The following is a 22,266-nucleotide window of genomic DNA, read 5'->3' on the forward strand; positions in this document are numbered from 1 at the left end:
TCCCTATGCCGGCTGACGGTCGAGGCACGCGTCCCACATCTGGTCGCGCTCCTCCTGGCTGACGCCCTTGAGCGTCTTGTCGATGAGCTTAAGCAGCTTGTCCGAGCCCTTGCGGCAGCCGACGTTTGCCGCGACCTCCTGCTTAAAGCCCTCGCCCTCGGCAAAATGAATGGGGACGATACCGGGATTTTGGGCCATGTAGCCCTTTTCGTTTTCGGTGTTGTACGTCACGGCGTCGCAGGTGCCCTGCAGCAGGTTCGAGAACACCGTGGGGACGGAGTCGACCGGGTTTTTGTGAACGACGCCCGGGATCTCGTCGATGACGGTATCGAGCATGGTGTCCTTTTGGCCGAGCACCGTGGCGCCGCTGAAGTCACTGAGCTTGGTGGCGTTTTGGTAGGGGGAACCCTCTTTTACGAACAGGCCAAAGTAGCCAATAAAGTACGGGTCGGAGAAGCCGACCGACTCCTCACGCTCGGGCGTGGCGCTCATACCGGCGATGATGAGGTCGATCTGGCCGTTGTTGAGCGAATCGATAAGGCCCGAGAAGCTCTGCTTGACGGCAACGGGCTCGCCACCGAAGGCCTTGCAGACAATCTTGGCGATCTGCACGTCGTAGCCATCGGCATAGGCGCCCTGTACGTTGTCGATGGGAATGGTGTACTCACTGGCTTCGGAAACCTGCCAGTTGTACGGGGCGTAGGCCGCCTCCATGCCGATGCGAATCTTATCCTTGCCGATCACGGAATCGGACAGGTCGTCGCGACCGCCGCCCGTCGTGGGCTGAACCACCTTGAGCGTGGACGGGCGCTGACAGCCGGCGAGCGCGCCGGCAACGACGGAAGCGCTCGCGGCAAGAGCGCTACCCAAGAAGATGCGACGGCTGCACACCGGCTGTGGATGCACGTCGCGCTGATGGGGAGAATGCATAATCTGCCTTCCCTGTTGAATCGTATGCTAACGACGTAACAGGATACCGCTCAGCGTTACCTCCAGCAGATGCATATATACAGATTAACAAACTGAAAACGATTGGTAGCCGTTGGGGACGTTCTTAAACGACGGGTCAAACAAGTAGTCATCGGGGACAGTCGTTGGGGACGTCGATGATTCGGCAATGCCAGCGAGCGCCACCCAGAGCGAACAAGTTGGCATGAAAAAGGCAAGGCATAGACCTTCTGGTCATGCCTTGCCTTTTGAATGACAAATTGTCACTCTGGGTGGCGCGCAGCGTCGACCGGTCCGCCGTTCGTTAGAACGGCGGAACCTCTAGAGCAGCGTAACCTCGAAGGCGCGCTTGTCGGTGGCACCGGGAGCCAAGGTGATGGTGTTGACCTTGTGCTCGAAGACGTCGTCCTCGGTGTCCATGGTGGTATGTCCGGTCCAAGGCTCGAGCGCCACGAACGGGGCGTCGTTGGCGGCAGACCACACGCCAATGTACTTAAAGCCCTCAAAGTCAATCTTGACGCCGTGGCCCGACTTGCGACCGCGCAGCGTGAGCGTGGAGCCCGGGGTATCGGTGAACATGATGGCGTCGTTGTCGAAGCTACGGTGTGTGATGGGCAGCACGTCCGAGTTATCGGGAGCCTTGTAACTTCCCTCGAACGTCATAAGGCCATCGGGCGTGATGATGGGGGCCTCGTTAGTCCAAGCCTCGGTAAACGCCAGCTCGTAATCCTCGAACGCCTCGTCCTCGGCACCGGGAACGGGCACGTTAAATGCGGGGTGGCCGCCCACCGAAAACGGCAGGTCCACGTCGCCGGTGTTGGTGACGGCAAAGGTCTGCGTAAGAGTGGCGTCGCCAGTCAGGGCATAGGTCATGTTGAGCTTAAAGTGGAACGGGAAGGCCTTGAGCGACTCGGGCGTATCGGTGATCTCGTAGGTGACGGACGAACCGTCCTCCGACACCTCGACCAGCTTGTGCTCCACGATACGCGCGATGCCATGGCGCGCCATCTCGCAGCTGCCGGCCGCAGACGTCGCCGTGTTGTTGCGCAGCGAGCCCACAATGGGGAACAGGATGGGCGCATGCTTGCCCCAAAAAGCGGGATCGCCCTGCCATAGATACTCGTTGCCGTTGAGGGCAAGGCTCGTGAGCTGGGCGCCCATGGAATCGATGGCCGCGGTGAGGCCGCCGCGCCTGATGGTAGTGACGGTAGACATGCTACTTCCTCCAAAAGTAAACAATAGTGTCGAGGACTATTGTCCCACTCTTGGCGGCGGGACGGGACGGCAGGCGATTATTGAGTAGCCATAGCGGAAATGGGCGGCGAGCGCCTACTGGGTATCCACGTAAAGGTCAAACCCGCCCTGCGAGGTGGTGTCGACCGTATCGGGCGCCCGCGAGTTAAAGCTCGCGGGAACCATTCTTTTCGAGGCACGAAAACGCGTGCCGTCGGTGGCGACAGGTGGCTCATCGACCGTAAGTTCGTAGTCGCCGGGCTTGAGCTCGATACCGTCACCTTCGGAATTGACGTATTGGTGCTCGTCGATCGCTTGTCCCTTGAGCGTGCGGCCTACGATATGGATGAGCATCTGGCTGTCGCCGCGCGCGGTATCCCACGTCGCGCCGTCCTTGACCTCGACCGACACATGCACCGAGCGCGTACGGTTGAGCGATTGTTCGACGGAGATCTCGACCTTGGCGGCGTCTTGGCGCTGCTGCTCAACATGGCTCCAAACGCTGCCGATTGCCGAGCAGGCGATAACGCCGGCCATGAAGGCGATGAGGATGGGGCCGAGCGGAGAGCGCCGGCCCGCGCCTTCCTCGCGAGCCAGATCGGGGCGATGCGTGGGCGCAGGCGCCTGGGCGCCCTGCGCGGGCACGTCGAGAATGCTAAAGGATGCCGTGCTGTCGGGGTCGATAGTGTGACGCGGCTGCGGGGTCTTTGCCGGCGAGATGGACATGTCGGCCGGCTCACCCAGTGTGGCCGTAGCATCGGCCTTTGCCTCGTCGGCCTCAGCCTGGGCCCAGGCCTGTTCAAAGGTTAGGGGTTCGGCCGAGTCGGAAGCGGCATCCGTCTCGACGGCATCGTTGCCGCTCTCGTCCTCGTCGCTCGACACGTCATGCGGCGCGGGCTCGTCCCACTCCTCGTCCGGAACCTCGCCCTCGCTATACCACCATTCAAAGTTATCGATATCCATACGGGGCGCCCCTTAGGCCTCGCAAATAAACACTTGCTAGCCTTATACCCCCAGACGGCACGAGGGCTCGCACGGAATGCGAAAAGGACTGCTCCTTTGTCGCATCGAAACGGATCTGTTTACGTTTAGCCGCGGGTAATCTTATTTCTCAACAAGAAGTCGACTGCCCCCACGATTCTGATGCCATCGATGTCCGTTGGATGGTCGCCATCCCTGACAATCAGGATCTTCTCATACGAATCAGGAATTTTTCCTAGCGTGCTTAGCTTGAGCGGTCGCAGCTCGCGTTCCCTCGTCGCCTCGGCATCGATCCGTTCGGTAACCTGGATATATTTGCGGTCTGATCCCTCGCCGATTGCGACAAAGTCGATTTCCCCCGCGCGTAGATGGCCGCAAAACACTTCGTATCCTTCAAAGACAAGCTGGTTGTAGATAACGTTCTCGAGCATCCTTCCGCTATCGCTACCTCTATATCCGTCAAGATAGCTGCGAATTCCCGTATCAGCTATGTAATATTTACCGCCTGTCTTAAGAAGCTCCCGCCCCTTGATGTCATACCTTTTTACTTTGGTAAACAGGTACGTCTCTTCCAGAGCGTCAATATATGCCGACACCGTCGATGCGTTGGTCTTACCGCCCGCTGATTCGTTGAGCGTCCCTACGATTTTGTTGACCGAGGTTTGGTTGGAGATGTTGTCTGCCAGATACGCACAGAGCCGCTCGAGAACATCGCGCTTGGTGATAGCTCCGCGACCCCTACGCGTCACACGCGACAGGATATCGCGCGCGACGATCGTCTGGTAGAGGCTACGGATATAGTCGCGACACAGCTCACGTCTCGGCTCATCATGGGCCAGAAACGGCATGCCGCCATAGGTTATGTACTGCTCAAGCACGGTATTTGAATTAAGGCGATCGCCCGTCTTGGAAACAAGTTCGACCCTCTCACCAAGCCCTTCAGCGGCGACCGCATCAATCGAACGAAAATCAAGATATTCGCCAAACGTGAGAGGCTGCATCTTGACCTCGACATATCGGCCCGAGATAAGCGTTGCGAGCTCGCTCGATAGCAAAAAGGCATTGGAGCCCGTGACATAGATATCGCACGGCAAATCGACTCGGAGCGAGTTGACCGCCTTTTCCCAGCCTTCGACATTCTGGAGCTCGTCAAAGAACAGGTAGGGACGATCGATGCCATCGATGCGCTCCCGAACCATGCGATAAAACGTCAGGTAATCCGTAATACCCGCGTACTCTAGAGATTCCATCTTAAAGGTCAGCAAACGCTCGGTTGGTACCCCCTGTTGCGCCAGATGGTCCCTCATCATGTCCAATAACGTAGATTTACCGCAACGGCGTATACCCGTCACGATTTTGATGAGGTCGGTATCCTGAAAAGCAATGAGTCGATCAAGATACCGGTTTCGGCGAACGATATCCATAGAGTCTCCCTAGCGCCCGACCAGACATGAAACCTTATAAACTTGCAGCATTTGCAAGTTTATAAGATGTTACCTTAGAAACTTGCAAATGCTGCAAGTTTCTAAGAAATGGGCGAGCCCCTGAGCAGAAAACCGCCCCAACATTCGACGGTTTTCCTCGTTTTCGAGTTTTTCGCCGAGTGATGGGACGGTTTGGGGAGCCAGTCGACTGTGCAATGTGACAAAGGGACTGTCCCCTTGTCACATCTGGAGGGCCACGGGGATCTGGATGCAGCAGAAGTCTTCTTGGTGGGACTCGTCGTAGCTCGTGGTGTCGAGGTAGCAAAAGTCAAAGGCGTTACCGATGGGCTGGAGCGCGTGCTTGTCCATGCAGGCCACGATGGCACGGATGCCTTCGGGCTCATACGGCATACCCCAGCGGCTCATGCACAGGTATGTGCCCTCGGGCAGCACCTCGACGCCGATCTCTGCCAGCTCGGCAGGATCACTCGGCAGCAGTTCCTCGGCACCGCGCGGCAGTACGGCAAAGGGGCCGGCGCCGGCGATGGGGTCGTCGGAATGCAGTGCCTCGCGACGCAACATGGTGCCCCAACCGCGCATGGGACGTGTGCCCGTCAGCGCGCGCATGCGCAAAATCGCCCGCATGAGCGTGGGGTGAAGGATCGAGCGGCCGCGCTCGATTTCGCTCGGAAACTCCTCAAAGACCACGTAGCGGCGCTCGAACTGTTTGAGCTCCGGCCTGCCCTCGCGCTCACGCCAGTAAACCGCCTCGTCGTAAAAGCTCAGGCGCTCCCGCACGCTCGCGCGCTCGGCTTTGAGCCCGGCAATCTGTTCGTCGATCACCTGCACCCGCGAGCGCAGGTGATCGGTCATCTCGCCAATGTCGAACGTCGAGGTCAGACGGTCGATCTCGTCGAGCTCAAGCCCTAGGTCGCGCAACATGCAGATCAGACGCATGAGCGGAATCTGCGTGGGCGAATAAAAACGGTAGCCCTTTTCGTTGACTACGGCTGGTTTAAACAGACCGATCTTGTCGTAGTAGATGAGCGTTTGGCGCGAAACGTTAAACAGGCTCGCCATCTCGCTAATCGCATACATGCCCGTCTGCATAGGTCCTCCCGACACACCAAAGCCCGCCGCCCACAGGGGCAGCGGGCTCAAACACTATTCGTATCCTACCCTAAAGGCGCCTATGACCAGCGCTTATAGTTGGCACACGAAACGCCGACGGCCTCGAGTGCCTTGGCGGCGATGTGATGCACCGCGTCATCGAGTGTGGCGGGGCCGTTGTAAAACGTAAGCATGGGCGGCATGAGCATCACGCCCGGCACGCGCGCCAGGCGCGCCATGTTGTCGACGTGAATGGCGCTGAAGGGCGTCTCGCGCACCATGAGCACCAGGCGGCGCTGCTCCTTCATCTGCACGTCGGCCGCTCTCAGAAGGAGGTTCTCCGAATAGCCGGAGGCGATGCCTGCGAGCGTCTTCATAGAGCACGGAGCCACGATCATGCCATCGATGGGGAACGTGCCGCTCGCAATGGAGGCACCGATGTTGCGATTGTCGTAGACCACGTCGCCATAGCTCATAAACTCATCGAGCGTCATGCCGAGCTCCTGCTTGATGGTGACCTCGGCACCGCGGCTCACGACGAGGTGGCTCTCTGCTCCGGCCTCGCGCATACATTTGAGGCACTCCAAGCCAAGAAGCGATCCGGAGGCACCTGAGACGCCGACGACGATGCGTTTCCTCTCAGCCATGATGTTCCTTTCAGCCAGTGAATAAAATGACGCTGTCCATATAGGCAAAGCTAGTTTCCTTATCAATCCTACCTTTGCCTGTACCAGCAAAGACAATCGGTTTTGGAAGGACGACTGTCCAAAATGGAAACGGGTCGGAGCCATGATTAATGACCCGACCCGTTCTAAGCGGCAGTGTGCGAAATATGGGGGCGCAGCTGCGCAATCAGCCCTTCTGTATGAGAGTGCCTAGCTTAGATGTTAAGCTCGGGAGCCCACTTCTCCTCATCGATCTCCATGAACTGGGAGCGGATGAAGCGGTCCTTGAGCGCAAACGGGACGGTGCAGTCATAGATGACCTTGCACGCGATACCGTGCTCGCGGATACTGGGTGACACGGCGTTGTCGTTTGACGGATCAAGCACGTGGCAGTGGCAGCCCGGGATCGTGATGATGTCGACGTCGGCCTGGAAACGCGTGGTCATGGCCCACATCACGTCGCTCATATCGAAGATATCGACATCCTCATCGACCAGGAAGACCTCCTTGAGCTCGCCGAACGCGGAGAACGCGAGCATGGCAGCGTTGCGCTGGCGGCCCTCATCGGAAGCAGCGGACTTCTTGAACTGCATGATGGCACAGAACTTGCCGCCGCCGCAGGGAGCGGCATGGACGTTAAGCAGACGGCCCGGCATAGCCTTGTTGACCATGTTGAAGATGGAAGCCTCGGTGGGGATACCGGCCATGGAGACGTGCTCGTGCGAAGGCCCGATGCAGGACTCCATGATGGGGTTCTTGCGGGTCGTCACAGCAGTGACGTTGATGACCGGGCAGACCTTGGCGCCACCGGTGTAGCCGGGGAACTCGGGCATAGCAAAGCCGTAGCCGGCGGTGTCCTCGTTGACCATCTCGGTTGCGGAGAGGTAGCCCTCGATGACGTACTCGGCGTTAGCGATGCACTTCTGGTCGATGGTGAGGCACTTGGCGAGCTCGACCGGCTTGTTGCGCACGGCGCCGGCGATCTGCAGCTCGTTGAAGCCGAGCGGCGTGGTGGGAGCCTCGAAGCCGCAGCCCATGTACACGGCCGGGTCGAGACCGATCTGGATGGAGATCGGCATGTCCTCGCCGCGCTCCTTGTACATGTCGAAGAAGTGACCGAGGTGACGCGAGCCCGGGGTGATGAACATCGTGAGCTTGGTCTTGTCGACGATAGCGAAGCGATGGATGGTGACGTCGGACATGGTCTTGTCCGGGTCGTTGCCCATGGCGAGGCCCATGGTGATGTAGGGGCCGCCGTCGACGGGCGTGTTGGTGGGCGCCGGAATCAGCTTGTGCAGGTCGAAGTCGGGGTCGGTGGCCTTATGAACGACTTCCTGGCAATCGATGTGCTTGCCGTCCTCGATCATCTCGGGGGCGATGAGGTTGTCGAACATCTTGCCCATCTCGAGGCCAAGGTGCTCCTCCTCGAGGCCGAGCATGGCAGCAACGCGCTTGCGGCTGGCGAGCAGGCCGATGGCGACCTTCGCATCGGGATGGCCCTTGACGTTGTTGAAGACCATCGCGGGGCCTTCCTTGGTCGGGCGCATGACGGTGCCACCAGAGCCAACGTGGCGATACACACCGGAAACCTCGGCCTTGGGGTCAACCTCGGTGTCGGTCTCAAGATACTGACCCGGCATGGTCTTCAGGAACTCAAGTGCAGAGCGAAGATCATGAATCTCGTTGTTTGCCATTTTTAACTCCTTTTTCTCCTCATCTGAGAAACTGCAAACGGTTTTGAGACGGTCCCTTGCGGGCTCTTCGCGAGCGCCCGGCCACATCGGCCTATCAGGCATTCGGTGGCCGCAGGCGCAGGGCGCGACGCGAAGAGTGCTTAGGAAGGTCTTAAGTCGTGCCGTGCGAGCGATACTTGCGCGAGCTGTCGGGCGGCAAGCGCGCTCGGGTTCGACTTACATCAGGCCCAGCGTGCTGAACCAGAAGGCCTCGACAAGAACCACCAGGAAGGTGACCACGGTCAGGGGGATGCCCATCTTCATGGCTTCCTTGGAGGTATAGCCACCGGCGTCCTTGCCCTCGCCGACCAGGATGGCCAGGTTATGGAAGGGCAGGATGTAGTGGAGGTTGATAGCGGTGAAGACGATCAGCGCGACGGCGATAGGCGAAACGCTGGTTCCCTGGATGAAGGTGAGGAACGCAGGCACGCAGATGCCCAGGCCGGCCATGACGGAGCCCATGAACATGTGGATGACCATGGTCAGAGCGCAGACGAGCAGCGCGAAGAGATAAGGGTTCGTAGGAACGGTGCTGGGGAGCACGACGTCGGCGATCCAGGCGTTCATGCCGGTGGCGCCACCGACGGAGCCGATTGCCATAGCGGCGGTCAGGAACATGAGGGTCTTGATGTCAACGGAACCCCAAGATGCGGGAGTCAGAACCTCGCCGATAACGGGCATGGCCATGAGAACGCCGATGACCAGGGTGACCCAAGCCAGGTAGTCGCCGGAAACGGTGAGCCACAGGGCGATGGCGATGACGAGCCACACGATGGTGCGGATCTCCTTCTCGGAAAGCTTGCCGAGAGCAGCCTGCTTAGCGAGAACATCCTCGCGGTCGTATACGAGCTCCTTGGAAGGCTTGAAGAGAGCAAGAGCGAGAACGATGGTGCACAGGGTTGCGACAACCATGGGGACGCTCATGTAGATGAACCAGTCAACGAAGCCGATAGCGGCACCGCCGTTGGCGCCATAGGAAGCGACGAGCGGGTTGAGGGTGGAGTCACCGGTCATGAAGAACATGGAGCAAGGCACGGCGGCGGCGAAGATCAGGAAGCCGAGCTTGCCGCGGTCTTCCTCACCGTAGCCAGCGGACTCGGCGATAACCGAGACAACGGCCAGGATCAGGAACGCACGGGGGAAGGGATGCGGAATGAGCAGCGCGAGAACGAACGTCAGGGCGAAGATCGAGAGGATTAGCGACTTGGCGCTCTTCACGAACTTGAGCATGAATGCATAAGCGATGCGCTGGCCGAGGCCGGAGTCCTTCACCGCACCAGCGATGAGGTAAGCACCGACAACGATCCACATGGTGCCCTTGGTCCAGGCGCCAAATGCGACGGAGACGGTAGCGGCCATGCTCGGCACGCCGTCAGCGTCGGGGACGACCTGCATGAGCACCAGCAGGGCGCAGTAGAGGATGCCCGTGTAACCAGGCTGTGCGACACCGCACGCCCACATCACGACGGCACCGAGCGAGAGAGCCAGGCAGTTCTTGCCACCCTCAGAGAGAGTAACGGAACCGAGGCTGTCCAGGGGAAGAACAAACTTGATCAGCAGAAAGACGACGATCGCCAGGAAGAAACCAATGTAGCGCTTCGTCAGAAACTTATTCTTTGCAGCTGCCATTTCTTCACCCTCCTTCCTTTGTCATGCGCCCCCTACCTGATAGGAGCGCTTGTACACGACGATTGAAACGTTGCGCTGTGTAGTTGGAATACAGTCAAGAAATTTGATGAACTCGGTGCGCTGAACGGTTTTCAGCAACCGATGAGCGGTTTAGCGTGGTGCAGCGCGCACGTTTCCCTTTACACGCCACGCGAATTTCGCTCTAGAACTTGACCATGACTTGAATGCAACAAAAGTCCTGTTGATGGATATCGTTATAGGACGTGGTATCGAGCAGGCAGAAGTCGAAGGCATTACCCAGAGGCTCGAAATTATGGTCGTTGAGCCACTTCATGAGCCGCTCGGCGGCATAACCCTGGTACGGCATGCCCCAGTAGCTCATGCATGCATAGAGGCCCTTAGGCAGCATCACCACGTCGGATAACTTTGAAGAATCCACGCCTGCAGGCACAACGGTAAATGTCGCTGCCGGGCGGTACACGAACTGGCCCTCGTCGCCGCGCTCGTCCTTCACCTCGGTAAGCATGGTGCCAAAGCCGTCTACCGGCACGCCGTCCTCCACCGCACGAAGCTTTTTCATGCTGCGCATGAGCGTGGGGTGCAGCACCTCGCGGGTCACATCGGGATGAGGAAACTCCTCTGCCACCGCAAGGCGCTCGTCATATTGCTTGAGAATGGGCGTATCGGTCACATCGCGCCAGCGCTCGACCGACTTGTAGTACTTAATGCGTTGGTCGATAAGCTCGAGCTGCGTATCAAGCTGGCCGATACGACGACCTATCTCGGCTTTACGTGCCATGAGATAGTCGATCAGAGCAGCAATATTGCGCGAATCGATGATGTCCGCGATTTCCTTGAGCTTGATGCCTAAGTCTTTAAGCAGACAGATAAGGCGCAGCGTAGGAATCTGCGTTGGAAGATAGAAACGATAGCCATCATCGTTGACCATCGCGGGGCAGAACAGCCCGATCTTGTCGTAATAGATTAAGGTTTGGCGAGTAAGACCAAACAAGGAGGCCATCTCACCGATTGAGTACCAATGTGACTCAGCTCGAGCCATGCTCATCATTCCCATCGAGATAGAATCGATGGCGCCCAGCGCGCGACGCGCGGACGCTCTGCCTGCGCTGGACGTTTGCACGAGCTTCAGGCACGCTCGATTGCTAACCAGCGATGGGTTGTATTTTTGTATACGAGTCAGTATAGGGCGAATGGTGATGCGCGGGCGCATGCTCTCGATGAGCGGTATGCTCCTCTCAGGCAGCGGCCTGTAAAGCAGCTATACACCCTTCCATATGCATAAGAACCCGCATCCGGCCACCAAAAAGTGACCGTCTGCAGGTTCTCAGATGAGGGCTGGCACAGGGGGTTCATTTGACAGCTCGAACCAAAGGAAAGCACCAGCGCGAAAAAGCATACATGAGCGGGTGCGCCCGCACAATCTGGAAACAGGCGCACCCGGCAAGATCCTAGGCCGTGAGACTAGAAAAGGGGATTAGTCCTCGAAGCCCGGGACCCAATGAGAGGCGTCGACATCCATGAACTTGGAGCGCTGGAAGCGATGCTTCTGGTCGTAGGGCACCGTGCAGTCGAAGATCGTCTTGCAGGCGATGCCGTGATCGCGAATGGAGGGGTCGCACGTAGGATCGTTCGACGGATCCAGCGGATGGCAGCGAACGCCCGGGATGGTGATGACGTCGTGATCGGCCTGGAAGCGGGTGTTCATAGCCCAGATGACATCCTTGATGTCGAACGGATCGACGTCCTCGTCGACCAGCCACACGTGCTTGAGCTCGGGGAACGCGGTGAACGCGATGAGTGCGGCCTGGCGCTGACGGCCCTCGTCAGAAGGAATGAGCTTCTTGAACTGGATAACGGCCATGTACTTGCCACCGCCGGGGGTAGCAGCGTAGACGTTCTGCACACGGCCGGGCATAGCCTTGTCGACCATGGAGAGAATCGATGCCTCGGTGGGGATACCGGCCATGGAGACATGCTCCTCGGACGGGCCGATGACCGTCTGCATGATGGGGTTCTTGCGCGTGGTGACAGCCTTGACCTTGATGATGGGAAGTGCTGCCTGGGCGCCGCCGGTGTAGCCCGGGAACTCGGGCATAGCCTTACCGGACTCGGAATGCTGGTCCTCGCGAACGCGAACGTCGGGAAGTAGCTCGCCCTCGATGACGTACTCGGCGTTGGCGATGCACTTCTCGGGGATGGTCAGGCAGTCGGCCATCTTGACGCCCTCACCGCGGATGGCGCCGGCGATGGTGAGCTCGTTGAAGCCGAGCGGCGTAGTGGGGGGCTCGAAGCAGGCTGCAATCTCGATTGCGGGATCGACACCGATGGAGATGGAGATGGGCAGCGGCTTGCCGGCCTTCTCGGCCTTCTCGCGGAACACGGTGAGGTGACGAGCGCCAGGGACGAAGTACATCGAGATCTCGTCCTTGCTCTGCAGGCACAGACGGTGAATCGTCACGTCGCTCTCGCCCGTCTCGGGGTCGGAGGCGTAGCACATGCCCATGGTGATGTAGGGGCCGGCGTCCTCTTCGGTGTTGGTGGGAGCAGGGATGAGCTTGCGGATATCGAAATCGGGATCGTCTGCCTTGTAGACGACCTCCTGGCAAACGGCCTCGTCAGCCCCAACGTTCTGCACGGGGATGGGGTTCTTGACAGCGTCGTTGAGCAGGAAGCCCAAGCGCCTGGGGTCGCAATCGAGCAGATGGCCGACGCGCGTACGGCTGGCGAGCATACCGATGGCAACGCGAGCGCCCGGATGGCCCTTCACGTTGTTGAAGATCATCGCCGGGCCCTCTTTGGTCGGACGCATAACGGTGCCGCCCGCACCGATATGACGATACACACCAGAGAGCTGGGCGCGGGGCTCGACCTCGACATCAGTCGTGACCAGCTGACCAGGGATGGTCTCCAGAAGCTCAACAGCGCTACGGAAATCAGTGACCTTATTTGCCATGTTTACCTCCAATGCAAAAGGTGACCACTCGTGTGGTCCGTTGATTGGAGTGTAGAAGCGTATAGTCGCTGTACGTGCAAGCAGTGACCTGAAAAAGAGCCGAGTAACACCGTTCACCTGCGAAAATAAACCGTTGAGAAGGCGATTTCACAGGGCGTGTACAACGCTGGCGTCAAAGCCCGGCGCCTCGATACAAAAGAGCGCGGCACCTTGCGGCACCGCGCTCTATAACAAAGCATTGTGGCTAGGCCCATCGCAGGAGCAGGCTATTTCCTGCAGCAAAACTCGATCAAAGCGTCGTCTTTGCGAGCGAACATCACATCTTGCTCCGGCGTGTCCTCAAACGGACCGAGGATGACCTCGTCGCACCAAGCGGCGGCTTCGTCGAGGTCGTCTGTCAAAAATGCGACATGATAGTGCGTCTTCATGATCTCGGGAGCAGGCGACCCCTCCTCAAAATAGAGGTACTCGACCCTATCGGGAGAATCGGCGGGATTGGAAACCCACAGCTTCATGGGTTCCGCGTTGCGCATGCCCTCACGCTTCTCCGAAACGGGCACACCCGAATGATCGAACGAAAGCTTCATGGACGGACCTTCCCTTCTCTATTCCTGGCAAAGCTCGACAAGCTTCGCGCGAATATCCGCATCCTCAAGTGCCAAGCGCGTCCAAGGGGCAAGCGGCTCGGGATGCCCCGCGAGATAGGCGTCGATCTCGCCCAGGCGCACAGGACGCACCTCGGAAATCTCCTGCTCGTTTACGCGCAGGGCACCCGCATCGACATGCGCGGCAAAGACGGCGCACCATTCGCACTCGCAGTTGCCGTCACCGTGGTCCTCGCGGTACACGATGTGCCCCAGCTGGTTGAGCGGAGCCTGCTCAGACGTCAGGCCGCACTCTTCCTGCAAGCGACGCGCGGCCCCTGCCGCCAGCTCCTCCCCCACTTCGGGATGGCCAGCACAGCTATCGGAAAGCACGCCTCCCCATAGGCGCTTGAGCGCACTGCGGCGACACAGCAGCAGACGGGCGTCATCGCCCGTACCCTCCACCAAAAACGTCTCGAACGCCTGGTGCAAGACGCCCTCTCCCGCATGGGCCTTTATGCGGTCCACGGGACCGATCACGCTGCCGTCCTCATGCACGGCAAGCACTTCGTCGGCCTCGTCCCACGTTGCGCGCATCACGCGAGCAACGTGCTTCTTAAGGGCATCGATGAGCTCCGCCGTCGTGTCAAGCACGGTCTGCAGGTCATCCTTGCTCGCATGCTCCACATGAAAGCCCGTGGAGCAGGTACAGGGCATCTTGAATTCGGTGGCGAGCGCCGCACAGATGTCGTGCGCCGGAATCTCGTCGCGATGACAGGGCACCGACAGGATGCTCACCGTGGCGGTTCTTCCCGGCTCGGGGCGCGGAATAGCCTGCGCCGTGGACCCCAGATGGGCATACTCGGGCGAGCACGCATAGACGATGATGCCGCGCGGCGTGACCGTTACCACGGCCTCCAGCGCAAACTTACCCTCGCCCACGCGAACATTCGCAGTGTGCATCTTGCTTTTGGGAGCCTCTTTCATGGCATGTCCTTTCCGATGCGCTTTATCTGCTATCAATTTCGACTATATACCTGCTATACGTTCAAGGTCACCTTCTGCGAACGGCGCCTCTCGTCTCGGGTCCGGCATATAAAAGCCGGACGGCATCAGGCATACCGTCCGGCTGGGAAAAGAGAGTAGTTCTCTTATTATGTCAGGCGCTTACATAATGCCCATGGCGCCAAACCATGCCGCCTCGACAAGCACCACAACAAAGGTAAACAGTGTCATGGGAATACCCATCTTGGTGGCCTCTTTGGAGGTGTAGCCACCGGCGTCCTTGCCCTCGCCAACGAGGATAGCCAGGTTATGGAAGGGCAAGATGTAGTGGAGGTTGATTGCGGTGTAGACGATAAGAGCAACCGCCAGCGGAGTCACGCTCGTACCCTGAACAAAAGTGAGGAACGCGGGCACGCAGATGCCCAGGCCGGCCATGACGGAGCCCATGAACATATGGATGACCATCGTGATGGCGCAGACGAGCAGCGCGAACAGGAAGGGGTTCGTGGGGGCCGTGCTGGGGAGCACGACGTCGGCGATCCAGGCGTTCATGCCGGTGGCGCCACCCACGGTGCCGATTGCCATAGCCGCCGTCAGGAACATGAGGGTCTTGACGTCGACCGCAGACCACGAAGCCGGAGTCAGGACCTCGCCGATAACGGGCATGGCCATGAGGACGCCGATGACCAGGGTGACCCAAGCCAGGTAGTCGCCGGAGACCGTGAGCCACAGGGCGATGGCGTTGACGAGCCACACCAGGGTGCGGATCTCGCGCTCGGTGAGCTTGCCGAGAGCGGCCTGCTTGGCAAGAACTTTCTCGCGATCGTAGACAAGCTCCTTGGAGGGCTTGAACAGCACCAGGCAGATGGTCATAACAATGAGCGTAGCAACGACCATCGGGACGCTCATGTAGGTAAACCACTCAACAAAGCCAATGGAGGCGCCGCCGTTAGCGCCATAGGAGGCAACAAGCGGGTTGAGGGTGGAATCACCGGTCATAAAGAACATGGAGCACGGAATAGCAGCGGCGAAAATGATGAATCCGAGCTTGCCGCGATCTTCGTCGTTGTAGCCAGCGGACTTAGCGATAACCGAAACGACCGCCAAGATGAGGAAGCAACGCGGGAAGGGGTGCGGAATGAGCAGGGAGAGAACAAACGTCAGGGCGAAGATCGAGATGATCAGCGACTTTACGTTCTTCACGAACTTGAGCATGAACGCATATGCGATGCGCTCGCCCAGGCCGGAATCCTTAACAGCACCGGCCACCAGATACGCACCGACAACGATCCACATGGTGCCCTTAGTCCAGCCACCAAACGCAGATGCAACGGTTGCCGCCATGCTGGGGGCACCCGTTTCGTCGGGAACAACCTGGAACAACACGAGTAGGGCGCAATACAGGATGCCGGTATAACCGGGCTGTGCAACGCCACATGCCCACATCACGACCGCGGCAAGTGAGAGCGCCAAGCAGTTCTTTCCGCCCTCACTCAAAGCAGTAGACCCCAGGCTGTCGAGCGGCAGCACGAATTTGATGAGCAGGAACACTGCAATTGCCACGAAAAAACCGATATAGCGCTTTGTGAGGTACTTGTTTTTCACAGCCTCTGCCATATGGGTTCACCTTCTTTCTTCTTTTTGTACGAACGCATCGATTTGGCAGGGTATTGCCGCCTCGGCTTCAAAGCCGGCCGCCAACCAATGCCGGCGGCCGACGTTTATAAGGGGGCGATTGGGGAATCGGCCTTAGATCTTAAAAAGGCGACTCTGCCCGATTACTTCTCTAGCGGCGGAATGGGAGGCATGATGGGCAGCTTATCGATGTCCTCGGGCTTGATCTTAAAGCGGTCGTGAACCACGGGATGCTCCGTGGAACGCCACGAATACTGGCAGGTAGTGCAGCCGTAATACTCCCAGACGCCCGGAACGGGGCTGGTCGAGATGGTCTTGATGGTTTCGCTATCGCAACGCGGGCACTTCATGTGCTAGTCCTCCTTTAGGGTGATTTCATCAGGGTCAAGCGGCAGGCTTACTTGTTCTTAGCGGCCCACAGCTCGGCGAGCAGCTTGGCGTAATCGGCCGTCTCGGCGGGGTCACCGAGCATCTCGACCTCGCGCGTAACCGGCTCAGGATCGATAGGCGTCGTAGCATCGATGACAAGCTTTGCGGTGATGCCGGGGATCTCCTCGGTAGGATTGAGCGTCATGCCCGGGCAGTTGGGGATAACCTTGACGTCCTTGTCCGGACGCACGCGGGTGGAAAGCGCCCACATAACCTGGTTGAGATCGAACGGGTCCACAAAGTCATCGACGATAATCACGTTGTGCGCGTACTGAGCGCCGTGCGGAGTGCTCATGATGCGGAATGCCGCCGTTGCCGCCTGGCCACCATAGCGGGGCTTCATGGAGATGATCTCAGTCATGCCGTGGGTGTACATGGCGTTGACCGCCACGACCTCGGGCATATCCTTCTGGATCTGCTTGAACAGCGGCACCGAGGTGTTAAGGGCAACCAGGTAATCGCACTCGGTCCAAGGCATACCGATATAGAGGCTCTCGAAGATGGGGTTAGTGCGATAGGTCACATGCGTGATCTTTGCCTCAAGCTGACGGCGGGCGCCGGAGACGGAACCGGTGAACTCGCCAAACGGGCCCTCAATCTTACGGACGCGAGGCTCGATGTAGCCCTCGAGAATGACCTCGGAACCAGCGGGAACGAAGAGGTGCTCATCGGTATCGGCACGGACGATCTCGGCAGGCACGCCGTCGTTCAAGGCGCCCACGAACTCGTACTCGTTCTGCTCGTGTCCAATGGGCGTGGAGGCCATAAAGGTGACAAGCGGGGCATTGCCCAGGGCGATGGCGATATGCAGCGGCTCGTTGCGAGCCTCGCACTTCTTGAGGTGAACGGCCATATCGTGAGACGGGATAACCTGGATGCCCAGAGTGTCCTTGTCCTTGATCTGGATACGGTAGGTGCCCACGTTCATCTTGTTGAAGTTATCCGGATCGTCCGGATCGGCAGAGACCAGCGCGAACTTGGAGAAGTAGCAGCCTGCATCCTGGTCGTTGATGCGATAGAGCGGCAGCAGGTGGAACAGATCGATCTCGTCACCAGAGGCGGCATCGAGCGTGTTCTCCTTGCAGGGAGCCTCATCGCGAGAAAGGATCTTGGGCTCCACGGGATAGGTGTCCCAACGGCGGTTGAGCTCGAAGAACTGCTCCTTGGTGGGGGTGTTCTTATCCATGCCCATCATGAGGGCGTGGTTTGCCCAAGAACCATGGACGTTGGTGACAATGCGTGTACCCTCGGGATAGCCCGCGATGTTGTCGAACATCACAGCGGGGCCGTTTTGCATACGGGCGGCAGCGCGGCAAGCAGAAGACACGCCGGGCTCAGGCAGTACCTCGTCGGTAACGTGCAGAAGCTGCCCCTCCTCCTCAAGCGTGTCGAGGAACGAACGCAAATCTTGATAAACCTTGGTCATGTGTACTCTCCCATCTATGAGGGTTTGCGTTGCCTCTTATATAAACGCGATGGAAGAGCCTGATAAATTCGTCGTTGTTCTACCGCTATTCCGGATTAGGCATAACCCCTGTCCTCACAGGTCTGTTATGCACAATTTGGAATAGCGACTGTCTAAAGTGGAAGAAATCGAGCGGCTTGCGCCCCCTATCATGGAATTGTGCAAAAACCGCTCGTTGCAAACGGAGGCAGTATGGACTTCAAGAAAATCGAAGCGTTCCTATGCGTGGCCTCTCAAAAGCAGTTCACGGCAGCGGCCGAGAAACTCTATACCTCGCAATCGGCGCTATCCAAGCAGATGAAGCAGCTCGAAGCAGAAATCGGCACCCCGCTCTTCAAAAAGACGAGCACCGGCGTCGAGCTCACCCAGGCGGGCTGGGAGTTTTACTACTACGCGCGCCATGCGCTTCCGGAACTTCAAAGCACGCTGGCGCACATCGAGGCTTGCAAGGGGCGTACCAAAGCATTCATCCGCTTTGGCTCCCTGCCGTTTGTGGAGGACTACGGCATCAGCGATACCCTCTGCTCGTTTTGGTCCAAAAAACCTGGGGTACAGATTGAATTCTCCGAGCGCAGCCAGGAGGACCTTGTCTACGCGCTGCAACGCAACAAGCTCGACCTTGCCATCGTCCGCTTCGACATGCTCGATCGCTCACAGTTCTCGACGCGCAAGATCTTGACCGACGAGCTTGTTGTCGTATTCAACAAGCACAACCCCCTGGCGCATCGCAAGAGCATCGATCTTGAATCCCTGCGAAACGAGCAGTTCATCCTTCCCACCGAGCGAAGCGATCTTTCCCAGGTATTCATCAACGCCTGCAAGGAGCACGGGTTCTACCCCGATGTTCCGCTCACGCATTCGCGCCACTGGATGCTGCTCAAGGCCGTGCAGCGCAATATGGGCACCACCGTCATGCCGCGCGGCATGGCCACGCCCATCCATGCGAGCGATATCGTCTGCGTCCCGTTTGAAGAGCCCATCGAGACAACCGTCGGCTTTGCCTGGCTGCCCGAGGTCTCCCTTAGCAGAACAGCCATGGAATTCGTCGACTTCGTTTGCACGAGCTATAACGAGTAGGACCAAATTAAATAGTTCCGGGACACTCTTTCAAACCGAGCGTTTCATCTTGTTCAACGGATGCCGCAAGGCCGGGATATCGTTGCGCATAACGCTCGATACATGCACCCCTCCATACACAAAAAGGCCGCGAGAGCGTATGCCCTCGCGGCCCGATACCGCTTGCCGAAACGATGGGTATGCCTGATTTACCCATCACCTCAGCCTCGGATGAGGTGCGACCCCTTGGTCTTTAGACCTCCAGCGGCGGAACCGGCGGAATTACCTGAAGCTTGGCAATCTTGTCGGCATCCAGCTTAAACACGTCGTCGACGTGAGGGGTCTCGGTCGAGCGCCAGGAATAGAAGCAGCGATCGCACTGATAGACTTCCCAAACGCCTTCGATAGGCGACTTGGCGATCGTTGAAATCTGGTCATGTTCGCAACGCGGGCACTTCATGGTTTTATCCTCCTTTGGGACGTGGTTTACCAAGCTGCCGCCCATGGGCGCGCAAAATCCACGCGCCCAGTTACGGCAGAGAGAGGGACGCTTACTGCTTAGCAGCCATCAGATCGGCGATGATCTTGGCGTATTCAGCGGTCTTGGCGGGATCCTTCAGGAGCTCGACCGAACGGGTGAGCGGCTCGGGATCGACCGGCGTGGTAGCGTCGATGATGAGCTTGGCAGTCATACCAGCGACTTCCTCGGACGGGTTGAGCGGCATGCCGGCGCAGTTGGGGATGACCTTGACGTCCTTGTCCGGGCGCACGCGGGTCGAAAGGGCCCACATAACCTGGTTGAGGTCGAACGGGTCAACGTAGTCGTCGACGAGGATGACGTTGTGGCAGTACGGCATAGCGTGCGGCGTGGAGAGCAGCTTGAAGGCAGCGCCCGTTGCATGGCCACCGTAGCGAGGCTTGATGGAGATGATCTCGGTGAAGCCGTGGGTGTACATGGCGTTGACGGAAACGACCTCGGGGAAGCCCTCGTCATGCAGCTGCTTATAGATAGGCACGGAGGTGTTGAGTGCCATGAGGAAGTCGATCTCGGTCCAGGGCATGCCCAGGTAGATGTTCTCGAAGATCGGGTTGGTGCGATAGGTCACATGCGTGATGACGGCCTCGCACTGAGCGCGGCAACCGGAGTAGGAGCCGGGGAACTCGCCGAACGGCCCCTCGCAAGTACGGACGCGCGGGTCGATGTAGCCCTCGAGGACAACCTCGGAGCCGGCGGGAACATACAGGTGGTCGTACAGATCGGACTTGACGATGTCAGCGGGGACGCCACCGTTGAGGGCGCCGACGAACTCATATTCGTTCTGGGTGTAGCCGACGGGCGTGGAGGCCATGAAGGTGACCAGCGGGGCGTTGCCGAGCGTAACGCAGATGGGGAACTTCTCGTTCTTCTTCTCGGCCTCGGCAAGCTGCTTGGCGATATCGTGCATGGCCAGGCACTGCATGCCGATGCGGTTGGCACCCTTGACCTGAATGCGATAGGTGCCGACGTTCATCTTGTCGAAGTTATCCGGGTCGGAAGGGTCACCGGTGATGATGGACGCCTTGCCGATGAACATGCCGCCGTCCTGTTCGTTGATGCGATAGAGCGGCAGGAGGTCGAACAGGTTGACGTTCTCGGCGCCGTCAATGACGTTCTCCTTGCAGGGGGCGTCATCGTGGGCGACCACATTAGGCTTGACGGGGAACAGGTCCCAGCGGCGGTTGAGCTCGAGGAACTGGTCCTTGGTAGACGTGTTCTTGTCCATGCCCATCATGAGGGCGTGGTTGGCCCAAGAGCCGTGGACGTTGGTGACGACGGAATGGCCGGGGCCATAGCCCTTGATGTTGTCGAACATGACCGCGGGGCCGTTGTTCATACGGCTGGCGGCGCGACCGGCGGAACCGATATCCGGCTCGGGGAGAACCTCATCGGTCACATGGACGAGCTGGCCCTCCTCCTCGAGCACGGCGAGGAAGGAACGAAGATCCTGGTACACCTTGTTTGACATGAAAGCTCCTTTCCGAGAACTTCCGGTTAACTTGGCTCCAGTATCGATCGCGTCCGTCAATGTTTCTATTCCGTTAATGCAGACTGTTTTTCCGCTTTGGAATAACGCAGGAACGGGGATTTGATTATTCCCTATTTTCATATTAAATGGGAAAAGGTCCGCATAAACGCCATGTCAACCGAGTAATGTGGTGCTCAAATACACTGGCAAATGTGCCGGATGGAATAACCGCCCCATTTCCTATCCATATCATTTTGTTGGGAGCAGACATGGATATCAGAAAGCTCGAGGCCTTTCAGACCGTGGCGAATACCGGCAAGTTCACCGACGCAGCGGACAAGCTCTTCATCTCGCAATCCTCACTCTCCAAGCAGATGTCGCAGATGGAAAAGGAGCTGGGCGTCAAGCTCTTCAAGAAGACGCGAAACGGCGTCGAGCTTACGCAGGCTGGCTTCGATTTCTACTCCTATGTGCGTAAGGCCCTGCCCGAGTACCAGCGCGCCGTGGCGCGCCTCAGGATGTACCGAGAGGGTTCCACGTATCCCCTACGTATCGGATCGCTGCCGCTCATCGAAGAGTACGGCCTCGCCGACTCGTTCAGCTCGTACTGGGTGCGCAACCCTTCCGTGCAGCTCGAGTACTTTGAGCGTAGTCAGGAGGACCTGATCAGCAAGCTCGACCGCCACAAGATTGACCTCGCCATCGCGCGCGGCGACATGCTCGATATGGAAAAATACTCGTTTGTACCACTCGTGCGCGACGAAATGGTGCTCATATGCTCACGCAAGCACCCGCTCTCACAGGTGGATACGATAAGCGTCTCTAAACTGCGCAACGAGGAGTTCATGCTGCTGGAGGAAAAGTCCGATGTCACACAGATCTTCCGACGTATCTGCGAGCGAGAAGGGTTCTTCCCCAACGTACCGCTCCACCACTCACGTCACCGCATGCTCATGAAGGCCGTGCAGAACAACATGGGCATCTCCGTACTGCCGCGGCGCCTGGCCTCGACCTATCTCGCCTGTGACCTCTCCATCGTGTCCTTTGAGAAGCCGTTCTACTCCACGCTTGGGTTCGTATGGCACGCCGACGAAGTGCTCACGCCGGTCATGCGCGAATTCGTCAACTACGTCTGCGAGGACTTCAACGTCGAGCCGCTCGAGGACGGGACCAGTGAGGCGTAGCGGGCGTCTCTATTCCTCAAAACTGAATTATTTCCGATTTTGAGGAATAGCGCTCAATAGCTTCGGGCGGACATCATATATCCCGCGCGAGCGTGGCGGAATAGACGTTGTTGCGTCCGCCCCGTCCGATAAGGGATCTCTCCACGTCCGCCTTGACCTGAATCTCGTCCGCAAGCTCCCGCCCCTGCATGGCTACGTTACGCCT

Annotated in this window: 19 protein-coding genes; 2 read left to right on the forward strand and 17 right to left on the reverse strand. The window is 58.6% G+C overall.

All coding sequences use genetic code 11. The features are described 5' to 3' along the window. Nucleotides 1-3: 3 nt before the first annotated feature. The 15 genes from ACQRAP_RS06365 to ACQRAP_RS06435 form a co-directional block, all read right to left on the reverse strand. Nucleotides 4-930: a transporter substrate-binding domain-containing protein gene (locus ACQRAP_RS06365; protein WP_427727724.1), complete on the reverse strand. Its 927-nt coding sequence runs from the start codon at nt 928-930 to the stop codon at nt 4-6. 339 nt (nt 931-1,269) lie between these two features. Beyond that, a complete protein-coding gene (locus ACQRAP_RS06370) occupies nt 1,270-2,163 on the reverse strand; it encodes an aldose 1-epimerase family protein (protein ID WP_427727722.1) in 894 nt (297 codons plus the stop codon). A gap of 114 nt (nt 2,164-2,277) precedes the next feature. Then, entirely contained in the window at nt 2,278-3,144 is an 867-nt protein-coding gene (locus ACQRAP_RS06375; protein ID WP_427794054.1) for a hypothetical protein, read from the reverse strand. A 125-nt stretch (nt 3,145-3,269) separates the two neighbouring features. After that, nucleotides 3,270-4,586, reverse strand: a complete 1,317-nt coding sequence (locus ACQRAP_RS06380) for an ATP-binding protein (RefSeq protein WP_427727717.1) — start codon at nt 4,584-4,586, stop codon at nt 3,270-3,272. 240 nt (nt 4,587-4,826) lie between these two features. Beyond that, nucleotides 4,827-5,696 carry a MerR family transcriptional regulator gene (locus ACQRAP_RS06385; RefSeq protein WP_427727715.1) on the reverse strand — a complete coding sequence of 290 codons (870 nt, stop codon included), beginning with the start codon at nt 5,694-5,696 and terminating at the stop codon, nt 4,827-4,829. 80 nt (nt 5,697-5,776) lie between these two features. Continuing rightward, nucleotides 5,777-6,343: a UbiX family flavin prenyltransferase gene (locus tag ACQRAP_RS06390; RefSeq protein ID WP_427727713.1), complete on the reverse strand. Its 567-nt coding sequence runs from the start codon at nt 6,341-6,343 to the stop codon at nt 5,777-5,779. A 233-nt stretch (nt 6,344-6,576) separates the two neighbouring features. Continuing rightward, nucleotides 6,577-8,055, reverse strand: coding sequence for a UbiD family decarboxylase (locus ACQRAP_RS06395; RefSeq protein WP_427727711.1), 1,479 nt, complete (start codon nt 8,053-8,055; stop codon nt 6,577-6,579). A 216-nt stretch (nt 8,056-8,271) separates the two neighbouring features. Further along, nucleotides 8,272-9,723: an SLC13 family permease gene (locus tag ACQRAP_RS06400; protein WP_427727709.1), complete on the reverse strand. Its 1,452-nt coding sequence runs from the start codon at nt 9,721-9,723 to the stop codon at nt 8,272-8,274. Between the two features lie 202 nt (nt 9,724-9,925). Next, a complete protein-coding gene (locus ACQRAP_RS06405) occupies nt 9,926-10,783 on the reverse strand; it encodes a MerR family transcriptional regulator (RefSeq protein WP_427795182.1) in 858 nt (285 codons plus the stop codon). A 435-nt stretch (nt 10,784-11,218) separates the two neighbouring features. Continuing rightward, the gene (locus ACQRAP_RS06410) at nt 11,219-12,697 is read right to left on the reverse strand and encodes a UbiD family decarboxylase (RefSeq protein ID WP_138377663.1); all 1,479 of its coding nucleotides are present in this window, start codon (nt 12,695-12,697) and stop codon (nt 11,219-11,221) included. Between the two features lie 266 nt (nt 12,698-12,963). Continuing rightward, nucleotides 12,964-13,284 (reverse strand): hypothetical protein, encoded by a 321-nt coding sequence (locus ACQRAP_RS06415; RefSeq protein WP_427727705.1) that lies wholly within the window; start codon nt 13,282-13,284, stop codon nt 12,964-12,966. Nucleotides 13,285-13,302: 18 nt separating this feature from the next. Continuing rightward, entirely contained in the window at nt 13,303-14,268 is a 966-nt protein-coding gene (locus ACQRAP_RS06420; RefSeq protein WP_427727703.1) for an isopentenyl-diphosphate Delta-isomerase, read from the reverse strand. Between the two features lie 180 nt (nt 14,269-14,448). Then, nucleotides 14,449-15,903 carry an SLC13 family permease gene (locus tag ACQRAP_RS06425; protein ID WP_427727701.1) on the reverse strand — a complete coding sequence of 485 codons (1,455 nt, stop codon included), beginning with the start codon at nt 15,901-15,903 and terminating at the stop codon, nt 14,449-14,451. Nucleotides 15,904-16,064: 161 nt separating this feature from the next. Then, a complete protein-coding gene (locus ACQRAP_RS06430) occupies nt 16,065-16,271 on the reverse strand; it encodes a non-oxidative hydroxyarylic acid decarboxylases subunit D (protein ID WP_427727700.1) in 207 nt (68 codons plus the stop codon). A 47-nt stretch (nt 16,272-16,318) separates the two neighbouring features. Beyond that, nucleotides 16,319-17,776 carry a non-oxidative hydroxyarylic acid decarboxylases subunit C gene (locus ACQRAP_RS06435; protein WP_427727698.1) on the reverse strand — a complete coding sequence of 486 codons (1,458 nt, stop codon included), beginning with the start codon at nt 17,774-17,776 and terminating at the stop codon, nt 16,319-16,321. Nucleotides 17,777-18,007: 231 nt separating this feature from the next. Here ACQRAP_RS06435 and ACQRAP_RS06440 point away from each other — a divergent pair, with 231 nt between their 5' ends. Further along, nucleotides 18,008-18,892, forward strand: coding sequence for a LysR family transcriptional regulator (locus ACQRAP_RS06440; RefSeq protein WP_427727696.1), 885 nt, complete (start codon nt 18,008-18,010; stop codon nt 18,890-18,892). A 232-nt stretch (nt 18,893-19,124) separates the two neighbouring features. Here ACQRAP_RS06440 and ACQRAP_RS06445 read toward each other — a convergent pair whose 3' ends face one another. After that, nucleotides 19,125-19,331: a non-oxidative hydroxyarylic acid decarboxylases subunit D gene (locus ACQRAP_RS06445; protein ID WP_427727694.1), complete on the reverse strand. Its 207-nt coding sequence runs from the start codon at nt 19,329-19,331 to the stop codon at nt 19,125-19,127. Between the two features lie 91 nt (nt 19,332-19,422). Further along, nucleotides 19,423-20,877 (reverse strand): non-oxidative hydroxyarylic acid decarboxylases subunit C, encoded by a 1,455-nt coding sequence (locus tag ACQRAP_RS06450; RefSeq protein WP_427727692.1) that lies wholly within the window; start codon nt 20,875-20,877, stop codon nt 19,423-19,425. A gap of 269 nt (nt 20,878-21,146) precedes the next feature. Between ACQRAP_RS06450 and ACQRAP_RS06455 the strand changes: the two genes are divergently transcribed. Further along, the gene (locus tag ACQRAP_RS06455; RefSeq protein WP_427727690.1) at nt 21,147-22,061 is read left to right on the forward strand and encodes a LysR family transcriptional regulator; all 915 of its coding nucleotides are present in this window, start codon (nt 21,147-21,149) and stop codon (nt 22,059-22,061) included. Nucleotides 22,062-22,266 lie beyond the last annotated feature (205 nt).

This window comes from Collinsella sp. SGI.180 (assembly GCF_050313455.1).
In the GTDB taxonomy this organism is placed as follows: Bacteria; Actinomycetota; Coriobacteriia; order Coriobacteriales; family Coriobacteriaceae; genus Collinsella.

Coding starts and splice junctions, on each gene's coding strand:
- ACQRAP_RS06365 (WP_427727724.1), bottom strand. CDS start 930: ATGCATTCTCCCCATCAGCGCGACGTGCATCCACAGCCGGTGTGCAGC.
- ACQRAP_RS06370 (WP_427727722.1), bottom strand. CDS start 2,163: ATGTCTACCGTCACTACCATCAGGCGCGGCGGCCTCACCGCGGCCATC.
- ACQRAP_RS06375 (WP_427794054.1), bottom strand. CDS start 3,144: ATGGATATCGATAACTTTGAATGGTGGTATAGCGAGGGCGAGGTTCCG.
- ACQRAP_RS06380 (WP_427727717.1), bottom strand. CDS start 4,586: ATGGATATCGTTCGCCGAAACCGGTATCTTGATCGACTCATTGCTTTT.
- ACQRAP_RS06385 (WP_427727715.1), bottom strand. CDS start 5,696: ATGCAGACGGGCATGTATGCGATTAGCGAGATGGCGAGCCTGTTTAAC.
- ACQRAP_RS06390 (WP_427727713.1), bottom strand. CDS start 6,343: ATGGCTGAGAGGAAACGCATCGTCGTCGGCGTCTCAGGTGCCTCCGGA.
- ACQRAP_RS06395 (WP_427727711.1), bottom strand. CDS start 8,055: ATGGCAAACAACGAGATTCATGATCTTCGCTCTGCACTTGAGTTCCTG.
- ACQRAP_RS06400 (WP_427727709.1), bottom strand. CDS start 9,723: ATGGCAGCTGCAAAGAATAAGTTTCTGACGAAGCGCTACATTGGTTTC.
- ACQRAP_RS06405 (WP_427795182.1), bottom strand. CDS start 10,783: ATGGCTCGAGCTGAGTCACATTGGTACTCAATCGGTGAGATGGCCTCC.
- ACQRAP_RS06410 (WP_138377663.1), bottom strand. CDS start 12,697: ATGGCAAATAAGGTCACTGATTTCCGTAGCGCTGTTGAGCTTCTGGAG.
- ACQRAP_RS06415 (WP_427727705.1), bottom strand. CDS start 13,284: ATGAAGCTTTCGTTCGATCATTCGGGTGTGCCCGTTTCGGAGAAGCGT.
- ACQRAP_RS06420 (WP_427727703.1), bottom strand. CDS start 14,268: ATGAAAGAGGCTCCCAAAAGCAAGATGCACACTGCGAATGTTCGCGTG.
- ACQRAP_RS06425 (WP_427727701.1), bottom strand. CDS start 15,903: ATGGCAGAGGCTGTGAAAAACAAGTACCTCACAAAGCGCTATATCGGT.
- ACQRAP_RS06430 (WP_427727700.1), bottom strand. CDS start 16,271: ATGAAGTGCCCGCGTTGCGATAGCGAAACCATCAAGACCATCTCGACC.
- ACQRAP_RS06435 (WP_427727698.1), bottom strand. CDS start 17,776: ATGACCAAGGTTTATCAAGATTTGCGTTCGTTCCTCGACACGCTTGAG.
- ACQRAP_RS06440 (WP_427727696.1), top strand. CDS start 18,008: ATGGACTTCAAGAAAATCGAAGCGTTCCTATGCGTGGCCTCTCAAAAG.
- ACQRAP_RS06445 (WP_427727694.1), bottom strand. CDS start 19,331: ATGAAGTGCCCGCGTTGCGAACATGACCAGATTTCAACGATCGCCAAG.
- ACQRAP_RS06450 (WP_427727692.1), bottom strand. CDS start 20,877: ATGTCAAACAAGGTGTACCAGGATCTTCGTTCCTTCCTCGCCGTGCTC.
- ACQRAP_RS06455 (WP_427727690.1), top strand. CDS start 21,147: ATGGATATCAGAAAGCTCGAGGCCTTTCAGACCGTGGCGAATACCGGC.